General features: G+C 70.5%; 14 protein-coding genes. 4 read left to right on the top strand and 10 right to left on the bottom strand.

The genetic code is table 11. The features are described from left to right. Positions 1–124: 124 nt before the first annotated feature. From BMZ18_RS19355 to eat, 5 genes are all read right to left on the bottom strand, one after another. Entirely contained in the window at positions 125–313 is a 189-nt protein-coding gene (locus BMZ18_RS19355; protein ID WP_139203908.1) for a hypothetical protein, read from the bottom strand. A 226-nt stretch (positions 314–539) separates the two neighbouring features. Continuing rightward, a complete protein-coding gene (locus BMZ18_RS10470; protein ID WP_068361418.1) occupies positions 540–2,030 on the bottom strand; it encodes an amidohydrolase in 1,491 nt (496 codons plus the stop codon). Between the two features lie 38 nt (positions 2,031–2,068). Continuing rightward, complete coding sequence (gene eutC / locus BMZ18_RS10465) at positions 2,069–2,794, bottom strand: ethanolamine ammonia-lyase subunit EutC (RefSeq protein ID WP_068361457.1); 726 nt, start codon at positions 2,792–2,794, stop codon at positions 2,069–2,071. A 34-nt stretch (positions 2,795–2,828) separates the two neighbouring features. Next, positions 2,829–4,241, bottom strand: a complete 1,413-nt coding sequence (locus BMZ18_RS10460) for an ethanolamine ammonia-lyase subunit EutB (RefSeq protein WP_068361420.1) — start codon at positions 4,239–4,241, stop codon at positions 2,829–2,831. Next, on the bottom strand, positions 4,238–5,656 hold the full coding sequence (gene eat, locus BMZ18_RS10455) for an ethanolamine permease (protein ID WP_074922144.1): 1,419 nt from the start codon (positions 5,654–5,656) through the stop codon (positions 4,238–4,240). The genes BMZ18_RS10460 and eat overlap by 4 nt, the downstream gene beginning before the upstream one ends. A 165-nt stretch (positions 5,657–5,821) precedes the next feature. Here eat and BMZ18_RS10450 point away from each other — a divergent pair, with 165 nt between their 5' ends. Then, positions 5,822–6,673, top strand: a complete 852-nt coding sequence (locus BMZ18_RS10450) for a PDDEXK-like endonuclease domain-containing protein (RefSeq protein ID WP_068361460.1) — start codon at positions 5,822–5,824, stop codon at positions 6,671–6,673. A 32-nt stretch (positions 6,674–6,705) separates the two neighbouring features. On the opposite strand, the gene BMZ18_RS10445 is transcribed toward BMZ18_RS10450, so the two are convergent. From BMZ18_RS10445 to BMZ18_RS10435, 3 genes are all read right to left on the bottom strand, one after another. After that, positions 6,706–7,233, bottom strand: coding sequence for a DUF779 domain-containing protein (locus tag BMZ18_RS10445; protein ID WP_244516484.1), 528 nt, complete (start codon positions 7,231–7,233; stop codon positions 6,706–6,708). Further along, on the bottom strand, positions 7,233–8,756 hold the full coding sequence (gene exaC / locus BMZ18_RS10440) for an acetaldehyde dehydrogenase ExaC (protein WP_068361426.1): 1,524 nt from the start codon (positions 8,754–8,756) through the stop codon (positions 7,233–7,235). The genes BMZ18_RS10445 and exaC overlap by 1 nt, the downstream gene beginning before the upstream one ends. Before the next feature lie 138 nt (positions 8,757–8,894). After that, positions 8,895–10,055 carry a sensor histidine kinase gene (locus BMZ18_RS10435; protein WP_068361429.1) on the bottom strand — a complete coding sequence of 387 codons (1,161 nt, stop codon included), beginning with the start codon at positions 10,053–10,055 and terminating at the stop codon, positions 8,895–8,897. 98 nt (positions 10,056–10,153) lie between these two features. On the opposite strand from BMZ18_RS10435, the gene BMZ18_RS10430 reads away from it, so the two are divergent. Further along, a complete protein-coding gene (locus tag BMZ18_RS10430; protein ID WP_068361432.1) occupies positions 10,154–10,387 on the top strand; it encodes a hypothetical protein in 234 nt (77 codons plus the stop codon). A gap of 8 nt (positions 10,388–10,395) precedes the next feature. Here the strand turns inward: BMZ18_RS10430 and BMZ18_RS10425 are convergent, their stop codons facing one another. Continuing rightward, positions 10,396–11,022 carry a response regulator transcription factor gene (locus tag BMZ18_RS10425; protein WP_211267469.1) on the bottom strand — a complete coding sequence of 209 codons (627 nt, stop codon included), beginning with the start codon at positions 11,020–11,022 and terminating at the stop codon, positions 10,396–10,398. A gap of 123 nt (positions 11,023–11,145) precedes the next feature. Between BMZ18_RS10425 and BMZ18_RS10420 the strand changes: the two genes are divergently transcribed. Both BMZ18_RS10420 and BMZ18_RS10415 read left to right on the top strand, forming a co-directional pair. Continuing rightward, positions 11,146–12,165 (top strand): ABC transporter ATP-binding protein, encoded by a 1,020-nt coding sequence (locus BMZ18_RS10420; protein WP_068361469.1) that lies wholly within the window; start codon positions 11,146–11,148, stop codon positions 12,163–12,165. After that, on the top strand, positions 12,162–12,977 hold the full coding sequence (locus tag BMZ18_RS10415; RefSeq protein WP_068361433.1) for an ABC transporter permease: 816 nt from the start codon (positions 12,162–12,164) through the stop codon (positions 12,975–12,977). The genes BMZ18_RS10420 and BMZ18_RS10415 overlap by 4 nt, the downstream gene beginning before the upstream one ends. A gap of 82 nt (positions 12,978–13,059) precedes the next feature. On the opposite strand, the gene BMZ18_RS10410 is transcribed toward BMZ18_RS10415, so the two are convergent. Beyond that, on the bottom strand, positions 13,060–14,316 hold the full coding sequence (locus BMZ18_RS10410; RefSeq protein ID WP_139203907.1) for a sigma-54-dependent transcriptional regulator family protein: 1,257 nt from the start codon (positions 14,314–14,316) through the stop codon (positions 13,060–13,062). Positions 14,317–14,342: the final 26 nt, after the last annotated feature.

Here is a 14,342-nt window from a genome sequence, read left to right as displayed (position 1 = left end):
GTCTTGCACCATCCTCAAAGATCGTCGACGATCGCCGGTTCGACGCACCGTGTGAATCGGTACCCGAATTCCGACCCGGTCATGCGCACACCGAAGGGTGCACACGACGCGAACTGCAACATGGTCACATCGTTCCGTGGTCGAGTGCCGTTACCGCGAGCGGCGGCTTCTCGCGCCCGCGTGGCCGGTGGTCCTCCTCGTCTTCTTCGCCGTCTTCGCCGTCTTCGCTGTCGACGAAATCTATCGCCCGTCCCGTCGCCCGATCCTGGACGACGCGCCGGTGGTGCAGGTCGCGTGCCCTCGTGGTGAGCACGGTGAACGCCCTCCGGAGACTCGGTATCACCGTCCGAGACCTCTCGAGGCGCCGACCGAGCCTACTCGAGCGCACCCGGGAGCTGCGAATCGTGAGATCGCACGACGACGGGGCCCCCGGAGGCGCGACGTACCCGTGAGAGCCCACGAACCCCACCGCTGACCCTACCGCTCGGTAGCGACGGCGGCGTTCCATCAGTGGACCTCATGATCGTCATTCGTTCGCCCTACGCCGACAGATGGGTGAGACGCCCCCCGGAGATCGTCACGAGCACCGGAACCGACCGCAGATCCGCATTCGAAAGCAGGTGCGGCCACTGCGCGAGCACGGTCAGATCGGCGGCCGATCCCACCGTCACGGCGTCGCGCCCACCGCACGCCGACCGCAGCGCCGCCGACAGCGGGAGCGCCTCGTCCGGCTCCCACGGCGGCCGGTCGTCGTCGGTGCGGTGCACGGCGTCGGCCACTGCGGCGCGCGGGTCGGGAGGCGAGACCGGGGCGTCGGAGCCGAACTGCAGTGTGACCCCCAGACGGTGCAGCGACCGGTAGGGATAGGCCCGCGAGGCGCGGTCCGCCCACAGGACGTCGACGACGTCGCGATCGCTCATCGCGTGCTGGGGCTGAACCGACGCGACGACGCCGAGGTCGGCGAACCGGGCGAGGTCCGCCGGGCGCACCTGCTGGGCGTGCTCGATCCGGGCGCCGACGGTGGGCAGCTCGCCGGTGCGCATCCGCGCCCGGACCGAGGCGACGGCGTCGAGCACGACGGTGTTGGCCCGGTCGCCGATCGCGTGGACCGCGGACGCGATGGAACCCGACGCGGCCGTCGTCATCAGCCGGACCAACTCGGGCTCGTCGACCAGGAGCAGCCCGTGCGACTCGCTGCTGCCGCCGTCGTCGTCGGGATACGGATCGTGGCAGCAGGCCGTCCGCGTGTTCAGCGAACCGTCGGCCATGATCTTCAGCGGACCCATGCGAACCGTGCCGGCCGTGTCCGGCACCGGCTCACCGGTGCGACGCCCCGCCGCGACGCACTGCTCGAGCCAGGTCGGCCACGTCGACGCGGTCGCCCGCACCCCGGGCAGTCGGCGCGCCGCCCGGCGCGACCAGGCGGACCAGTTGTCGTCGTACTCGAAGTCGAGAATCTCGGTGATGCCGCGTCGGGCCAACTCGTCGGCGCCGTCGAGAACGTGGCGGTCCAGCTCGGCGTCGTCGACCCGGGCGTCGAGCGCACCCATCATGGCGATGGCGTCGTGATCGCGAAACACGCCCGTCGGGTGCACGACGCCCAGCGCGTCCATCAGCGCCGGCGACAGCCACACCGAGTGCAGATCCATGCTCGTCACGGCGACGTGCGCGCCCGGCAGCGCCGCCTCGAGCATGTCCTTGTGCGGCGGCGTCGACCACAGCGCTGCGCGGTATCCCTGCGCCCGCACGACGGACCGCTCCCCCGACGCCACGAGGATGTCGACCACGTCGGCCGCGCTGGTCGCATGTCCGACGTCGATTCGGCGACGCGCCATCGACCACTGCGCCATGTGCACGTGCGCGTCGACGAACCCCGGCAGCAGCACCCCACCGGCGCCGTCGACGATGTCGTCGCCCGCGGCGCTCAGCCGCTCGCCGGGAGCGGAGATCTCGGTGACGCGGTCGCCCTCGACACGGACGTCGGACAACCCCTCCTGCGCGGGATCGACCCGCACCCGTTGCAGCAGCACGGGTGGAGACTCTAGGCGCCGGGCGTCGGCCCCGATGCTCAGGTCAGTTCGCGGGATGAGTCCTTGAGGTCGACCCCCGACCGGCCGAGTTGCCGCGCGCCCGCGACCAGCGACGCCGCCACGCGCGCCGCGTGGTCGTAGGTCATCCCGCCGGGTGGGTGGATGTTGGAGATGCAGTTGCGTTCGGCGTCGCTGCGTCCCGGCCGCGGCTCGTGGGTGAGGTAGATCCCGAGGCTGTCGGCGACGGACAGTCCGGGTCGCTCCCCGATGACCACCAGCACGGTGGCGACGCCGAGCGCCTCGCCCACGTGGTCGCCGAGCGCAACTCGCGCCTGCGTGGCGACGACGGGCGGTGCGATCGTGAACGTCCCCAGCGCGTCGGCGAGGGCACGGGTGAGCCCGACGCCGTGCTCGGCGAGCGCGCGCGGGGACAGCCCGTCGCACAGGACGATGCCGAGGTCCGCCTCGGTGCGCGGCACCGCCGACAGATCGGCCGGCAGGCGGCCGAGGTCGGGACGTCGCAGGTACTCCCCCCGCGATTCGGCGCGACTGGACACGACGACGGGGTCACCGAGGCCGAGGTCGGCAAGGTCCGCGACGACGGTGTCGACGTCGAGCGGCATGTGGACGGCGTCGCGGGCCGCCGCGTGGGCGGCCTGGAACTCCAGCACCCGCGACGTCGGCAGTGCGTCGCCCGCCCGGCCCAGTCCGATGCGCGCCTGCGTCGTCAGCCGGAGGTCGGACCAGAAGTCCGGGGCGGTCATGCCGGAGCCGCCGATGCACGGAGCGGCGAGGCGGTCACGCCGGAGCCGCCAATGCACGCAGCGGCGAGGTCGAGGCGTCGACGGGGAGGACGCGGCCGGCGTCGTCGGTCATGCCGAGGCGGTGCATCCACGCCTCGAACTCGGGCGCCGGTTTGAGGCCCAGCACCTGCCGGACGTAGAGCGCGTCGTGGAAGGACAGGCTCTGGTAGCCGAGCATGACGTCGTCGGCACCCGGCACCGCGATGACGAACGCCGCCCCGGCCGCGCCGAGAAGCGTCAGCAGCGTGTCCATGTCGTCCTGATCGGCCTCGGCGTGGTTGGTGTAGCAGACGTCGACGCCCATCGGCAGGCCGAGCAGCTTGCCGCAGAAGTGATCCTCGAGGCCGGCCCGGACGATCTGCTTGCCGTCGTAGAGGTACTCGGGGCCGATGAACCCCACCACGGTGTTGACCAGGAGCGGGTCGAGGGCGCGGGCCAGTCCGTAGCCGCGGGTCTCGAGCGTCTGCTGATCCACCGGTTTCCCGCCGGTCCCGAGGTGCGCACCGGCCGACAGCGCCGACCCCTGACCAGTCTCGAGGTACATCACGTTGTCGCCGACGGTGCCGCGGTGCAACGACTTCCCCGCCTCGTTCGCCTCCAGCAGCATGGGGACGGTGACGCCGAAACTGCGGTTGGCGCCCTCGGTCCCCGCGATGGACTGGAACACCAGATCCACCGGCACGCCCTTCTCGATCAGGCCGACCGTCGTCGTCACGTGGGAGAGGACGCAGGACTGCACGGGAATCTCGAATCGCTGCCGGATCTCGTCCAGCAGGTACAGCAGATCGGCTGTGGCGGAGGGGGAATCGGTGGCGGGATTGACGCCGATGACCGCGTCGCCGGACCCCATGAGCAGGCCGTCGAGCGTGGCCGCGGCGATGCCGTGCGGGTCGTCGGTCGGGTGGTTCGGCTGCAGGCGCGTCGCCATGGTGCCGGGCAGACCGATGGTGGTGCGGAACGCCGACGTCACCACCGCGGCCTTGGCCACCGCGATCAGATCCTGGTTCCGCATGATCTTGCTCGTCGCCGCGACCATCTCCGGTGTGAGCCCGGGGGCGAGGGCACGCAGGGTCTCGGCGCTGCCGGATTCCGCTGCGACGGTGAGCAGGTGGTCGCGCAGACCGCCGACGGTGAGGTGCGAGACGGCGCCGAACGCGTCGGCGTCGTGCGCGTCGCAGATGAGCCGGGTGACCTCGTCGTCCTCGTACGGCACCACCTGCTCGTCGAGGAAGGTCTGCAGCGGCAGATCCGCGAGAACCCATGCGGCTGCCGCACGTTCGGCGTCGGACTCGGCCGCGCAGCCGGCCAGCCGATCCCCGGATCGCGGCGGCGTCGCCTTCGCCATCACCTCGACCAGTCCGTCGAAGGTGAAGGTGGTGCCGGCCAACGACTGTCGGTACACGGTCATTCCAGGTCACGCTCCGCATCGGCCAGCGCGGCGAACTCCTCGTCGGGCGAGGACGCCACCAGGCGATGGCGGCTGTACAGACCGAAGTACGCCAGGAACGCGGCGAACACGGCCAGGCACCACAGCGCCGCCTGACTGTCCACCAGGAAGGTGGCCACCACGGCGAGGGCCGCGACGACCAGCGCGAAGCCCGTGGTCAGCGTGCCGCCGGGAGTCCGGTAGGGGCGCGGCATCTCTGGCTCGCGACGGCGGAGCACGATGTGGCTCACCATCATCAGAACGTAGCTCAGGGCGGCGCCGAAGACGGCCATGTTCAGCAACATCGAGCCCTTGCCGGTGAAGGTCAGGGCGAAGCCGATGACACCCGGCACGATCAGCGCCAGCGTCGGCGCCTTGCGGGAGTTCACCACCGACATCGACTTCGGGAGGTAGCCCGCGCGGCTCAGGGCGAACAGCTGGCGCGAGTAGGCGTACATGATGGAGAAGAAGCTGGCGACCAGGCCGGCGAGGCCGATGTAATTGACGACGGTCGCGGCGCCGCTGTCGCCGAGGGCCTCCACCAGCGGGTTGCCCGAGGACTGCATGGCCTCCGCGCCGCCGGCTCCGGTGACCAGGATCAGCATCGCGGCCGCCGTCACCAGCAGCACCGCCATGGCGGCGATGATGCCGCGGGGCACGTTGCGCGCCGGGTCCTTGGCCTCCTCGGCCGCCAACGGCACGCCCTCGATAGCGAGGAAGAACCAGATCGCGAACGGCACCGCCGCCCAGATGCCCAGGTAGCCCATCGGCAGGAAGCTGGAGGCGCCCGCGGCGTCGGTCGGTTCGATGTCGGTGAGGTTGGCGACGTCGAACATCGGCACGGCCGCGATCGCGAAGATCACCAGGCCCACCAGCGCGATCGCCGTGATAACGAACATGACCTTGAGCGCCTCGCCGACACCGGCCAGATGCACGCCGATGAAGATCGCGTACACCGCCAGGTACACCCACCACCCGTCGGTGATGCCGAACAGGCCGAGCGACTCGACGTACGCACCGATGAACGTCGCGATGGCCGCCGGCGCGATCGCGTACTCGATGAGAATGGCCGTTCCGGTGGCGAATCCGCCCCACGGCCCGAGTGCGCGCCGCGCGAACGTGTAGCCGCCGCCCGCCGCGGGAAGTGCGGACGACATCTCCGCCATGCCCAGCACCATCGCCAGGTACATGCCGGCGATCAGGACCGCCGCGATGGCGAGGCCGCCGAAGCCGCCCTGCTCGAGCCCGAAGTTCCAGCCCGAGTAGTCACCCGACACCACGTAGCTCACGCCGAGACCGGCGAGCAGCACCCACCCCGCCGTGCCCGACCTCAACGTGCGTCTGGCCAGGTAGTCGTCGGTGGGCTGGGTGCCGGACTGTGGTTCCTTGACGGCCATGGTGAGCCTTTCTCGCGGGGGTGGTGGGACCGTAGGTGGGGTGTGTTGCGGGGGTGTTGCACCGTGTTTGCCGATTCGGTGCAGTAGTCCACCGTGGGGGTGGATTTCTGCACCGAGAACGGCGTGGGGCGGAACGGCTCGGACGGAAGCCGCGTCGATCCAGTCATGATCGAAAAGGTGCTCGCCCGGCAGGACGGCGTGATCACGACTGCACAGGCACGCGCTGCCGGACTGACGCACCGGGTGATCGAGAGGCGAGTGAACTCCGGAGCCTGGCGGCGTGTTGCCCGGGGGCTCTACGTCGCCGTGGACCGACCGTTCACCGATGAGGCCCGAGCGCGGTGCGCCGTGTGGTCCACCGGGGCCGGGGTGTTGAGCGGCGCCGGCGCCGCGTTCTGGCTGGGACTGACCACCTACCTAGTTCCCGTGATCGAGGTGACGGTGCCCCGCACGGCGTCGGGGCGCAGCGCGTCGGGGGTGCGCAGACGACGACGCACGCTGGACCCGGCCGACGTCGTCGAACTGCGAGGCGTTCGCGTGACACGACTGGAGCTGACGGTGCTCGAGGCGTCGACCGTTCTCGGCCAGCAACTCGTCGACCGCCAGTTGCAGCGCAACGCCACTCTCCCCGCCCTTCGACGGGCGCAGGACCGCAATGCTCGCCGCCACGGCCATCGAGTGGCCGAGCGGTATCTGCGCGCGGCGGAAGGCGGCGCCCGGTCGGAGGCCGAGCGGCTGGCGGTCCGCTTGCTCACGGCGGGAGGACTGACCGGGTGGGAGGTCAACCACCCGTTCGGCGGGTACGTCATCGACATCGCGTTCCCGGCGCAGCGCCTCGCGATCGAGATCGACGGGTGGGCGTTTCATTCGGACAGCACCGTCTTCCATCGGGATCGGCGGCGTCAGAACGTTCTCGTTCGACACTGGACGGTGCTGCGATACACCTGGCACGACCTGACCCATCGACCCGATGAGGTCGTCGAGGAGATCCGACGCTTCGTGACTCGGGTGCAGTAGTCCACCGTGGAGGTGGACTACTGCACCGAATCTCAACCCTGCAGCGTCATACCCGGCACCGGGCAGGCGTCGACGGCCTCGGCGACGACGACGGACTCGCTCGGCACTTCGGGCCGCTCGCCGTCCTCCCACTGCGCCCCGGTGAGCGGGGGCTGGGAGGCGAGCGTCGACAGCTCCTCCTCGGTGAAGGCCCGGCCACGACTGAGGAACCGGAGCCCCTCGGGCGTCTCGAGGGAGAACCCGCTCCCCCGACCGGGCACGACGTCGAGCACCATCTGCGTGTGCTTCCAGGCCTCGAACTGCGACCCGGAGATCCACACCGGCACGGCGTCGGCGTCGGCCGGCAGGTCGGCGGGCACGGTGTCGACGTCGGCACGCAGATCGAGCAGTCCGAGCAGCACGTCCCGATCGCCGACGATGAATTCGCCTGCGGGGTAACACATCGGGGACGAGCCGTCGCAGCAACCGCCGCTCTGATGCATCATCAGCGCGCCGTGGAGACCGCCGAGGCGACGGAGCAACTCCATCGCCCCGGCGGTGGCCTTCAAGCGGGGCAGCATCAGAAGAAGCCCTGGGCCTTCGGGGCGTAGCTCACCAGCAGGTTCTTGGTCTGCTGGTAGTGGTCGAGCATCATGCGGTGGTTCTCGCGGCCGATGCCGGACTGCTTGTAGCCGCCGAACGCCGCGTGCGCCGGGTACTGGTGGTAGGTGTTGGTCCAGACGCGGCCGGCCTGGATGTCGCGGCCCGCGCGGTAGGCGACGCTGCCGTCGCGGGACCAGACGCCGGCACCGAGGCCGTAGAGGGTGTCGTTGGCGATCTCGATGGCGTTGGCGTAGTCGGAGAACGACGTCACCGACACGACGGGTCCGAAGATCTCCTCCTGGAAGATGCGCATGTTGTTCTTGCCGGTGAAGATCGTCGGCTGCACGTAGTAGCCGCCGTTGAGGTCGCCGCCGAGCTCGGCCCGCTCACCGCCGGTGACGATCTGCGCGCCCTCGCCCTTGCCGATCTCGATGTAGGACAGGATCTTCTCGAGCTGGTCGTTGGACGCCTGCGCACCGATCATCGTCTCGGTGTCCAGCGGGTCGCCCTGACGGACGGCCTTGGTGCGGATCGCGGCGAGTGCGAGGAAGTCGTCGTAGATGTCCTGCTGGATGAGCGACCGCGACGGGCAGGTGCAGACCTCACCCTGGTTGAGGGCGAACATCGTGAAGCCCTCGAGGGCCTTGTCCTGGTAGTCGTCGTTCTGGCTGAGCACGTCGGAGAAGAAGATGTTGGGGCTCTTGCCGCCGAGCTCGAGCGTCACGGGAATCAGGTTCTGCGACGCGTACTGCATGATCAGGCGGCCCGTGGTGGTCTCGCCGGTGAACGCGATCTTCTTGATGCGGGGGCTCGAGGCGAGCGGCTTGCCGGCCTCGGTGCCGAACCCGTTGACGATGTTGACGACGCCGGGCGGCAGCAGGTCACCGATGATCGAGATCAGGTGCATGATCGACGCCGGGGTCTGCTCGGCGGGCTTGAGCACCACGGCGTTGCCGGCGGCGAGGGCGGGCGCGAGCTTCCACACGGCCATGAGAATCGGGAAGTTCCACGGGATGATCTGGCCGACGACGCCCAGCGGCTCGTGGAAGTGGTAGGCCACGGTCTCGCTGTCGATCTCCGACAGCGACCCCTCCTGCGCCCGGATGCACCCGGCGAAGTAGCGGAAGTGGTCGATGGCGAGCGGGATGTCGGCGTTGAGGGTCTCGCGGATCGGCTTGCCGTTGTCCCAGGACTCGGCGAGGGCGATCGACTCGAGGTTCTCCGCGATGCGGTCGGCGATCTTGTTGAGGATGACGGCGCGCTCGGCGGCGGAGGTCTTGCCCCAGGCGGGGGCGGCCTTGTGGGCGGCGTCGAGAGCGAGCTCGATGTCCTCGGAGGTCGAGCGGGCCACCTCGCAGAAGTTCTGGCCGGTGACCGGGGTGGGGTTCTCGAAGTACTGGCCCTTCACGGGAGCGACCCACTCGTTGCCGATCCAGTTGTCGTACCGGCTCTGGAAGGACATCGCGCTGTCGGGCGAACCCGGGCGGGTGTAGACGGTCATCGAAGAGCTCCTTCGTCGCTCGTGATCCGCCCCCGTGTTTGCCGGGGGCTGTGACCGGGAACACTACGAAGCCGACCGTTGCAACACCGTTGCGTGCCTCGAGCACGTGTCACCGCACGCCGTCAGCGCACGCCGCCATCACGCCGGGAAATGGCACCGCACGCGAAACGTGGCGCCGACGCGGCCCGCCGCGAACGTCCCGCCGACGGCCTCCACCCGCTCGCGCAGTCCGGCCAGACCGCGGCCGAGTCCGTCGCCGGCGGCCTGCCCGTCGACGCCGTCGTTGACGATCTCGAGCACCCCCTCGCGCAGCGTGAGTTCGCATTCCGTCGCGGCCGGAGCGTGCTTCAGCACGTTGGTCACCGCCTCGCGGATCACCCACGCGGCGGCCTGCGACGCCGCCGGGTCCAGGTCGGCTCCGCCGTCGCCGTCGGCCTCGGCGAACACGCCGGCCGTGCGGAGCAGGACGAGCGCGTCGGCGAGTTCGGTGTCGAATTCGATGTCGTGGTACCCGCGCACCAGTGCGCGCATGTCGGCGAGGGCGCGCTGCGCCGTCCGCTGCGCGTCGCGGACGTGTGCGTCCTTCGCGGCGGCGTCGTCTCGCACGGACAGGGCCAGCTCACAGGTCAGGGCGATGGACGACAACGAGCGGCCCATGACGTCGTGCAGGTCGCGGGAGAACCGGGACCGTTCCTGGTCGATGCTCATCCGGGCGATCTGTCGCCGGGCCGCGTCGAGTTCACGGACGTGGCGGAAGATCCACATGGCCAGGCGGACGTAGAGGAAGTTGGCCGCGCCCAGCACCAGGAAGATCCAGAGCGCCCCCGGCGTGCCGGTGATCGGGAGGCACGCGGGGACGAGAACGATCGTGGCCGCCGCACCCCACCGTGTCGACACCATGGACGCGGCGAAGGCGCCGCAGATCAACGGCAGGGTGCCGAGCCAGGCGAGCTGCGCGTAGGCCGCCTGGCCCACCACCGCGACGATCACCGCGCCCACGGCCACGACGCCGAGATACCAGGCCACCGCGCGTCGGAACGGTCGCGACTCTACGTGACCGGGCACGGCCGCCCGCGTGATCAGCCAGGTCAGACCGAGCAGGGCCGCGAGTACGACGCCACAGCAGAGCCAGACCGCGGGCCGATCGAGCCGCAGGGGGGTCCGCCACATCAGCGGGAGCACCGTTCCCCACGACATGACGTAGAGCGTCGCTGCGACGTAGAGGCTGCCGACGCGGGTGTAGTTCGTCACCGGTGGCCGCACCACCGGCTCGCGGGAGTCGGACGGGTGATTCGTCATACCGGAGTCCTGACCGGCCTCACTACCCGGCGGGGTCCGCTCCGAGCAGGGTCGAGAGGGACGGATCGACACCCTCCGAGAAGGGAAGGACGCGCACCATGTCGCATTTCACCGAGGACGTCATGAAGTTCGGACCCGCCCCGACGCTCGCCCGCGAAATCCCCGTGGCCGTCGCGAACCTGCTCGTCAGCGCGCTGGCGCTGGCGATCGTCTACGCCGCCGGCGGCGGCGCGGACACGATGTTCGTCGTGCTCGCCGTCGTCCTGGTGGCCTACGGCCTCGGCCGCCCGCTGTACGTCGCGCTGCGCGGCAATCGGCCGGCGCACGGCTGACGCGCCGGTCACACCCACCCCTTCTGCACGGCCATCCGAGCGGCCTCGTGCCGATTGCGTGCGCCGAGAGCGGACATCGCGGACGAGAGGTAGTTCCGGACGGTCCCCACCGCCAGATGGAGCTCCTCCGCGATGTCCGCGACCGGCGTGCCCGGAAGCACTAGACGCAGCACCTCGATCTCCCTCGCGCTCAACGGATTCTGCGGTGCGCTGAGGACGCTCGCCGCGAGCTGCGGGTCGACGTAGGACTGCCCGCGCGCAACCTTGCCGATGATGTCCGCCAGCTCGTCCACCGCGGTGGCCTTGGTGACGTAGCCGCTCGCGCCGGCGTTCATGGCGTCGCGCATCGTCGAGGGGGCCACGCTCGCGGTGAGGATCACGACCTTCACTCCCAGGGGTGCGAGGACCGCGCACGCCTCGATGCCGCTCATCACGGGCATGTCCGCGTCGAGCAGCGCGATGTCCGGCCGGTGGGCCTTGGCCAGAGCGACGGCCTCCGCTCCGTCGGCCGCTCCGCCGACGACGGACAGGCCCGGACGCAGGCCGATCAGTTCGACCAGTGCGGAGCGGATGGTCACCTCGTCGTCCGCCACCACGATGCGGACGTCCCCCACTCGGTCCCCTCCCGTCGCCACCCGCCCAGTATCGCCCGAGGACGACGGCACCCGGAGTCGGACCGGGGCACACATGACAAAGCTCATGCGAGACCGGCTGGAACGGCACTACTCGCCGTGACGGCGGTCGCCGAGTATCGAGCCATGACCGAGTCGACTCACCCCGAGAACGCGACCACGGCACCTCCCCCCGACGCCGTGGTCCACGCCGCCGGCCTCGACTTCCACTACGACGAGTACCACGCCGTGCGCGACGTGTCGTTGACCGTGCGCCGCGGCGAGATCTTCGCGCTGCTGGGCACCAACGGCGCGGGCAAGACGACGACGCTCGAGATCCTGCAGGGCTTCCGGGAGCGCTCCGGAGGCGACCTGACGGTATTCGGCGTCGACCCCTTCCGCGACCCCGCGGAGATCCGCGCCCGCACCGGCGTGGTGCTCCAGGAGGCGGGACACTTCGGCGAGATCAGCGTGCGCGCCGAGCTCACCATGTGGTCCCGACTGTCGAGCCGCACCGATTCCGTCGACCGCGTACTCGGCCTGGTCGACCTCACGCACCGCAGCGAGAACCGAGTGGACTCGCTCTCCGGCGGCGAGCGTCGACGGCTCGATCTGGCCATGGCCATCTGGGGCGCACCGGAACTCATCGTGCTCGACGAGCCGACCACCGGCCTCGACCCGGAATCCCGGCGCACGTTGTGGAGCCTCGTCCGCGACCTGCGCGACGCCGGCACCACCATCGTCCTCACGACGCACTACCTCGAGGAAGCCGAGGAGCTGGCCGACGTGGTGGCGATCATGCACCAGGGCGCGCTGGCCGTGCACGGCACGCTGGACGAGGTGCTCGCGACCCGTCCGTCGCGCATCCAGGTCGACGTCCGGCCCGTCGACGGCGAGCGCCTGATCGCCGCCGCCCCCGCCGGGGTCACCGCCGCGTGGAACGACGCGCGTCGGCCCGCCGACGCCGGTCTGCGTGCGCTGGAGGTGGTCTCGGACGATCAGCAGGCCGCATTGACGTGGCTGATCCGCACGGCCGACCACGAGCGCATGGTCCTCGGCCCCCTGCGGGCGAGCCCAGCGTCGCTCGACGAGGTCTTCCACCACGTCCGCAACTCGACCACCGACCCGGCAACCCCCGACCACAAGACGAGCGAGGTGTCCCGATGACCGCCACCGTCTCCACCCTCCCCACCACAGCGTCCTCGGGGCGCTCGCGTCGCCTGTCCGGCTGGACCCGCACGCGTCGGCAGATCGCGTTCGAGACGTCGATGGTCTTCCGGCAACGGAACACGCTGCCCGCGACGCTGCTCGCGCCGGTGTTCGTGCTCTTCTTCCCCATCGTGTCCCGGCCTGAGGACGCGACCGGATGGACCATGCTCATGGCGCCCATGACGGTGCTGGTGCTGGTGTTCTCGGTCTACATCAACGGCGCCACCATCGTCGCGGCCCGGCGAGAATCGCAGCTGTTCAAGCGGTTACGCACCTCGGAGCTCACTCCGACGCAGTTGATCGTCTCGATGATGGTGCCGCTGGTGCTGCTCGGACTGGTGCAGGTGGGCATCGTCGTCGCGGGAGTCGCCGTGCTCGGCGGCCCGTTGCCGGCCGATCCTGCTCTGGTCGCGGCGGCGGCCCTGGCGACGGCGCTGCTGTCGGTGACCGCCGGCGTCGCCGTCGGGTCGGTGTCCCCGAACAGCGAGCGCGTGCAGTACTCGGTGATGCCGCTGCTGCTGCTCGCGGCGATCGGGTCGAACCTCGTCGTCGCCCCGAACGTGGACCCGGGCCTGCGCAGCTACCTGCTCTTCGCGCCCTTCACCGGAGCGGTGGACCTGGTGGCTCGCGCCGGCGAATCCGTGCCGGTCCTCGCCGAGACCCCACTTCCCGTGCCGCCCATCGTGTTCGACCTCGGTATCACCGGTTTCTGGATCGTGGCGCTCGGTTTTCTCGCCTTCGTGACCTGGCGGTGGGAACCGCGCGGATGACACAGCGGTGGGAACCGCGCGGATGACACAGCGGTGGGAACCGCGCGGATGACACAGCGCTGGGAACCGCGGGGGTGACGGCTCAGACTCCGAGCAACCGCAAGCGCGCCTCGACCTGAGCGTGGAGCGCCGACGCCGGGTCGAGGGTGTGCAGGTACGCCTCCATCGCCCGGGCGTCGTCGCGTCCGTGCACGGAAGCCGTCCAGCGCGCGAGGAGCACCGGGTCTCCGCACCGCAGCAGCGCCGCCTGCATCCGCACCCGCAGCTCGTCGCGGATCTCCTCGATACCGGGGGCGTACGACGACGGGAGCACGGCACCGGTGTAGAGCCGCAGCGCGGTCTCGACGTCGCCGCGATCGAGGGCGGCGCGGACGTCCTCGACGTCGGAGGTCAGCGTCCCCACCAGTCGGTAGGGTCGCGAGGCGAGGCCGTCGGCCCCGAAAACCTTGCGCAGACGGGACATTTCGGCTCGGACGGTCACCGAGTCGAGATCGTTCTCGTCGAGCAGCACCGCAAGGTGGTCGGCGCCGAGGCCCTGCGGGTGGGTCTGCAGAAGCAACAGCATCTCGGCGTGGCGGCCGGACAGCGGGATCCGTTCCGCGCCGCGCACCAGGGTGGGGCGGGGCGTGCCGAGCACCTCGAGCCGCGGCCCGGCGGTGTCGAGGCGGGGTGTCTCGAGCAGACGCAGACGCAGTTCGGACTCGGCGGCGGCGACGGTGGCGCGCACCAACTGCAGTACCTCCGGCACCGCGACCCGCGGACCACCGGTGATGTCGATGGCGCCGAGGATGCGGCCGGTCAGCGGGTCGTGCACGGGGGCGGCGCTGCAACTCCAGTCCTGGACGGGCCGGGCGAAGTGTTCCGCCGCGAAGATCTGGACGCAGTGGTCGACGGCCAGGGCCGTGCCGGGGGCGTTGGTCCCCATCCGGCTCTCGCTCCAGTCGGTGCCCTCGGCGAAGTTCATCGCGTGGGCCCGGTCCTTGGCAACGGTGTCGCCCTCCACCCACAGCAGCCGGCCCGACGCGTCGGTGATGGCGACGAGTAGACCGGTGTCGGCCGCGTCCTCGACGAGTAGCTTGCGGACGACAGGACGGATGAGCGACATCGGATGCTCGGCGCGGTACCGCTCGAGCGACACGGCGTCCATGGCGTCGTCGGCGGCGCGATCCGGGTCGACGCCCATGGTGCGGCTGCGACGCCACGACTCCAGCACGACCGACCGCACCGAGCTCTCCGTCCCGGTAGGACGCTCGAGGAAGGTCTCGTGCGCGCGGGACACCGTCCGGGCCAGGGCGGTCGGGTCCTCGCCGGGGCGAACAGCGACCCACGGGTTGGTCACGTGCGCTCCTCTCCGGACCGGGATGT

This window comes from Rhodococcoides kroppenstedtii, assembly GCF_900111805.1.
GTDB classification, from domain to species: Bacteria; Actinomycetota; Actinomycetes; order Mycobacteriales; family Mycobacteriaceae; genus Rhodococcoides; species Rhodococcoides kroppenstedtii.
This window is presented reverse-complemented; position numbering and strand designations above follow the sequence as displayed.

Coding starts and splice junctions, on each gene's coding strand:
- BMZ18_RS10435 (WP_068361429.1), bottom strand. CDS start 10,055: ATGACGAATCACCCGTCCGACTCCCGCGAGCCGGTGGTGCGGCCACCG.
- BMZ18_RS10460 (WP_068361420.1), bottom strand. CDS start 4,241: ATGACCGTGTACCGACAGTCGTTGGCCGGCACCACCTTCACCTTCGAC.
- BMZ18_RS10415 (WP_068361433.1), top strand. CDS start 12,162: ATGACCGCCACCGTCTCCACCCTCCCCACCACAGCGTCCTCGGGGCGC.
- exaC (WP_068361426.1), bottom strand. CDS start 8,756: ATGACCGTCTACACCCGCCCGGGTTCGCCCGACAGCGCGATGTCCTTC.
- BMZ18_RS10420 (WP_068361469.1), top strand. CDS start 11,146: ATGACCGAGTCGACTCACCCCGAGAACGCGACCACGGCACCTCCCCCC.
- eat (WP_074922144.1), bottom strand. CDS start 5,656: ATGGCCGTCAAGGAACCACAGTCCGGCACCCAGCCCACCGACGACTAC.
- BMZ18_RS10430 (WP_068361432.1), top strand. CDS start 10,154: ATGTCGCATTTCACCGAGGACGTCATGAAGTTCGGACCCGCCCCGACG.
- BMZ18_RS10445 (WP_244516484.1), bottom strand. CDS start 7,233: ATGCTGCCCCGCTTGAAGGCCACCGCCGGGGCGATGGAGTTGCTCCGT.
- eutC (WP_068361457.1), bottom strand. CDS start 2,794: ATGACCGCCCCGGACTTCTGGTCCGACCTCCGGCTGACGACGCAGGCG.
- BMZ18_RS10450 (WP_068361460.1), top strand. CDS start 5,822: ATGATCGAAAAGGTGCTCGCCCGGCAGGACGGCGTGATCACGACTGCA.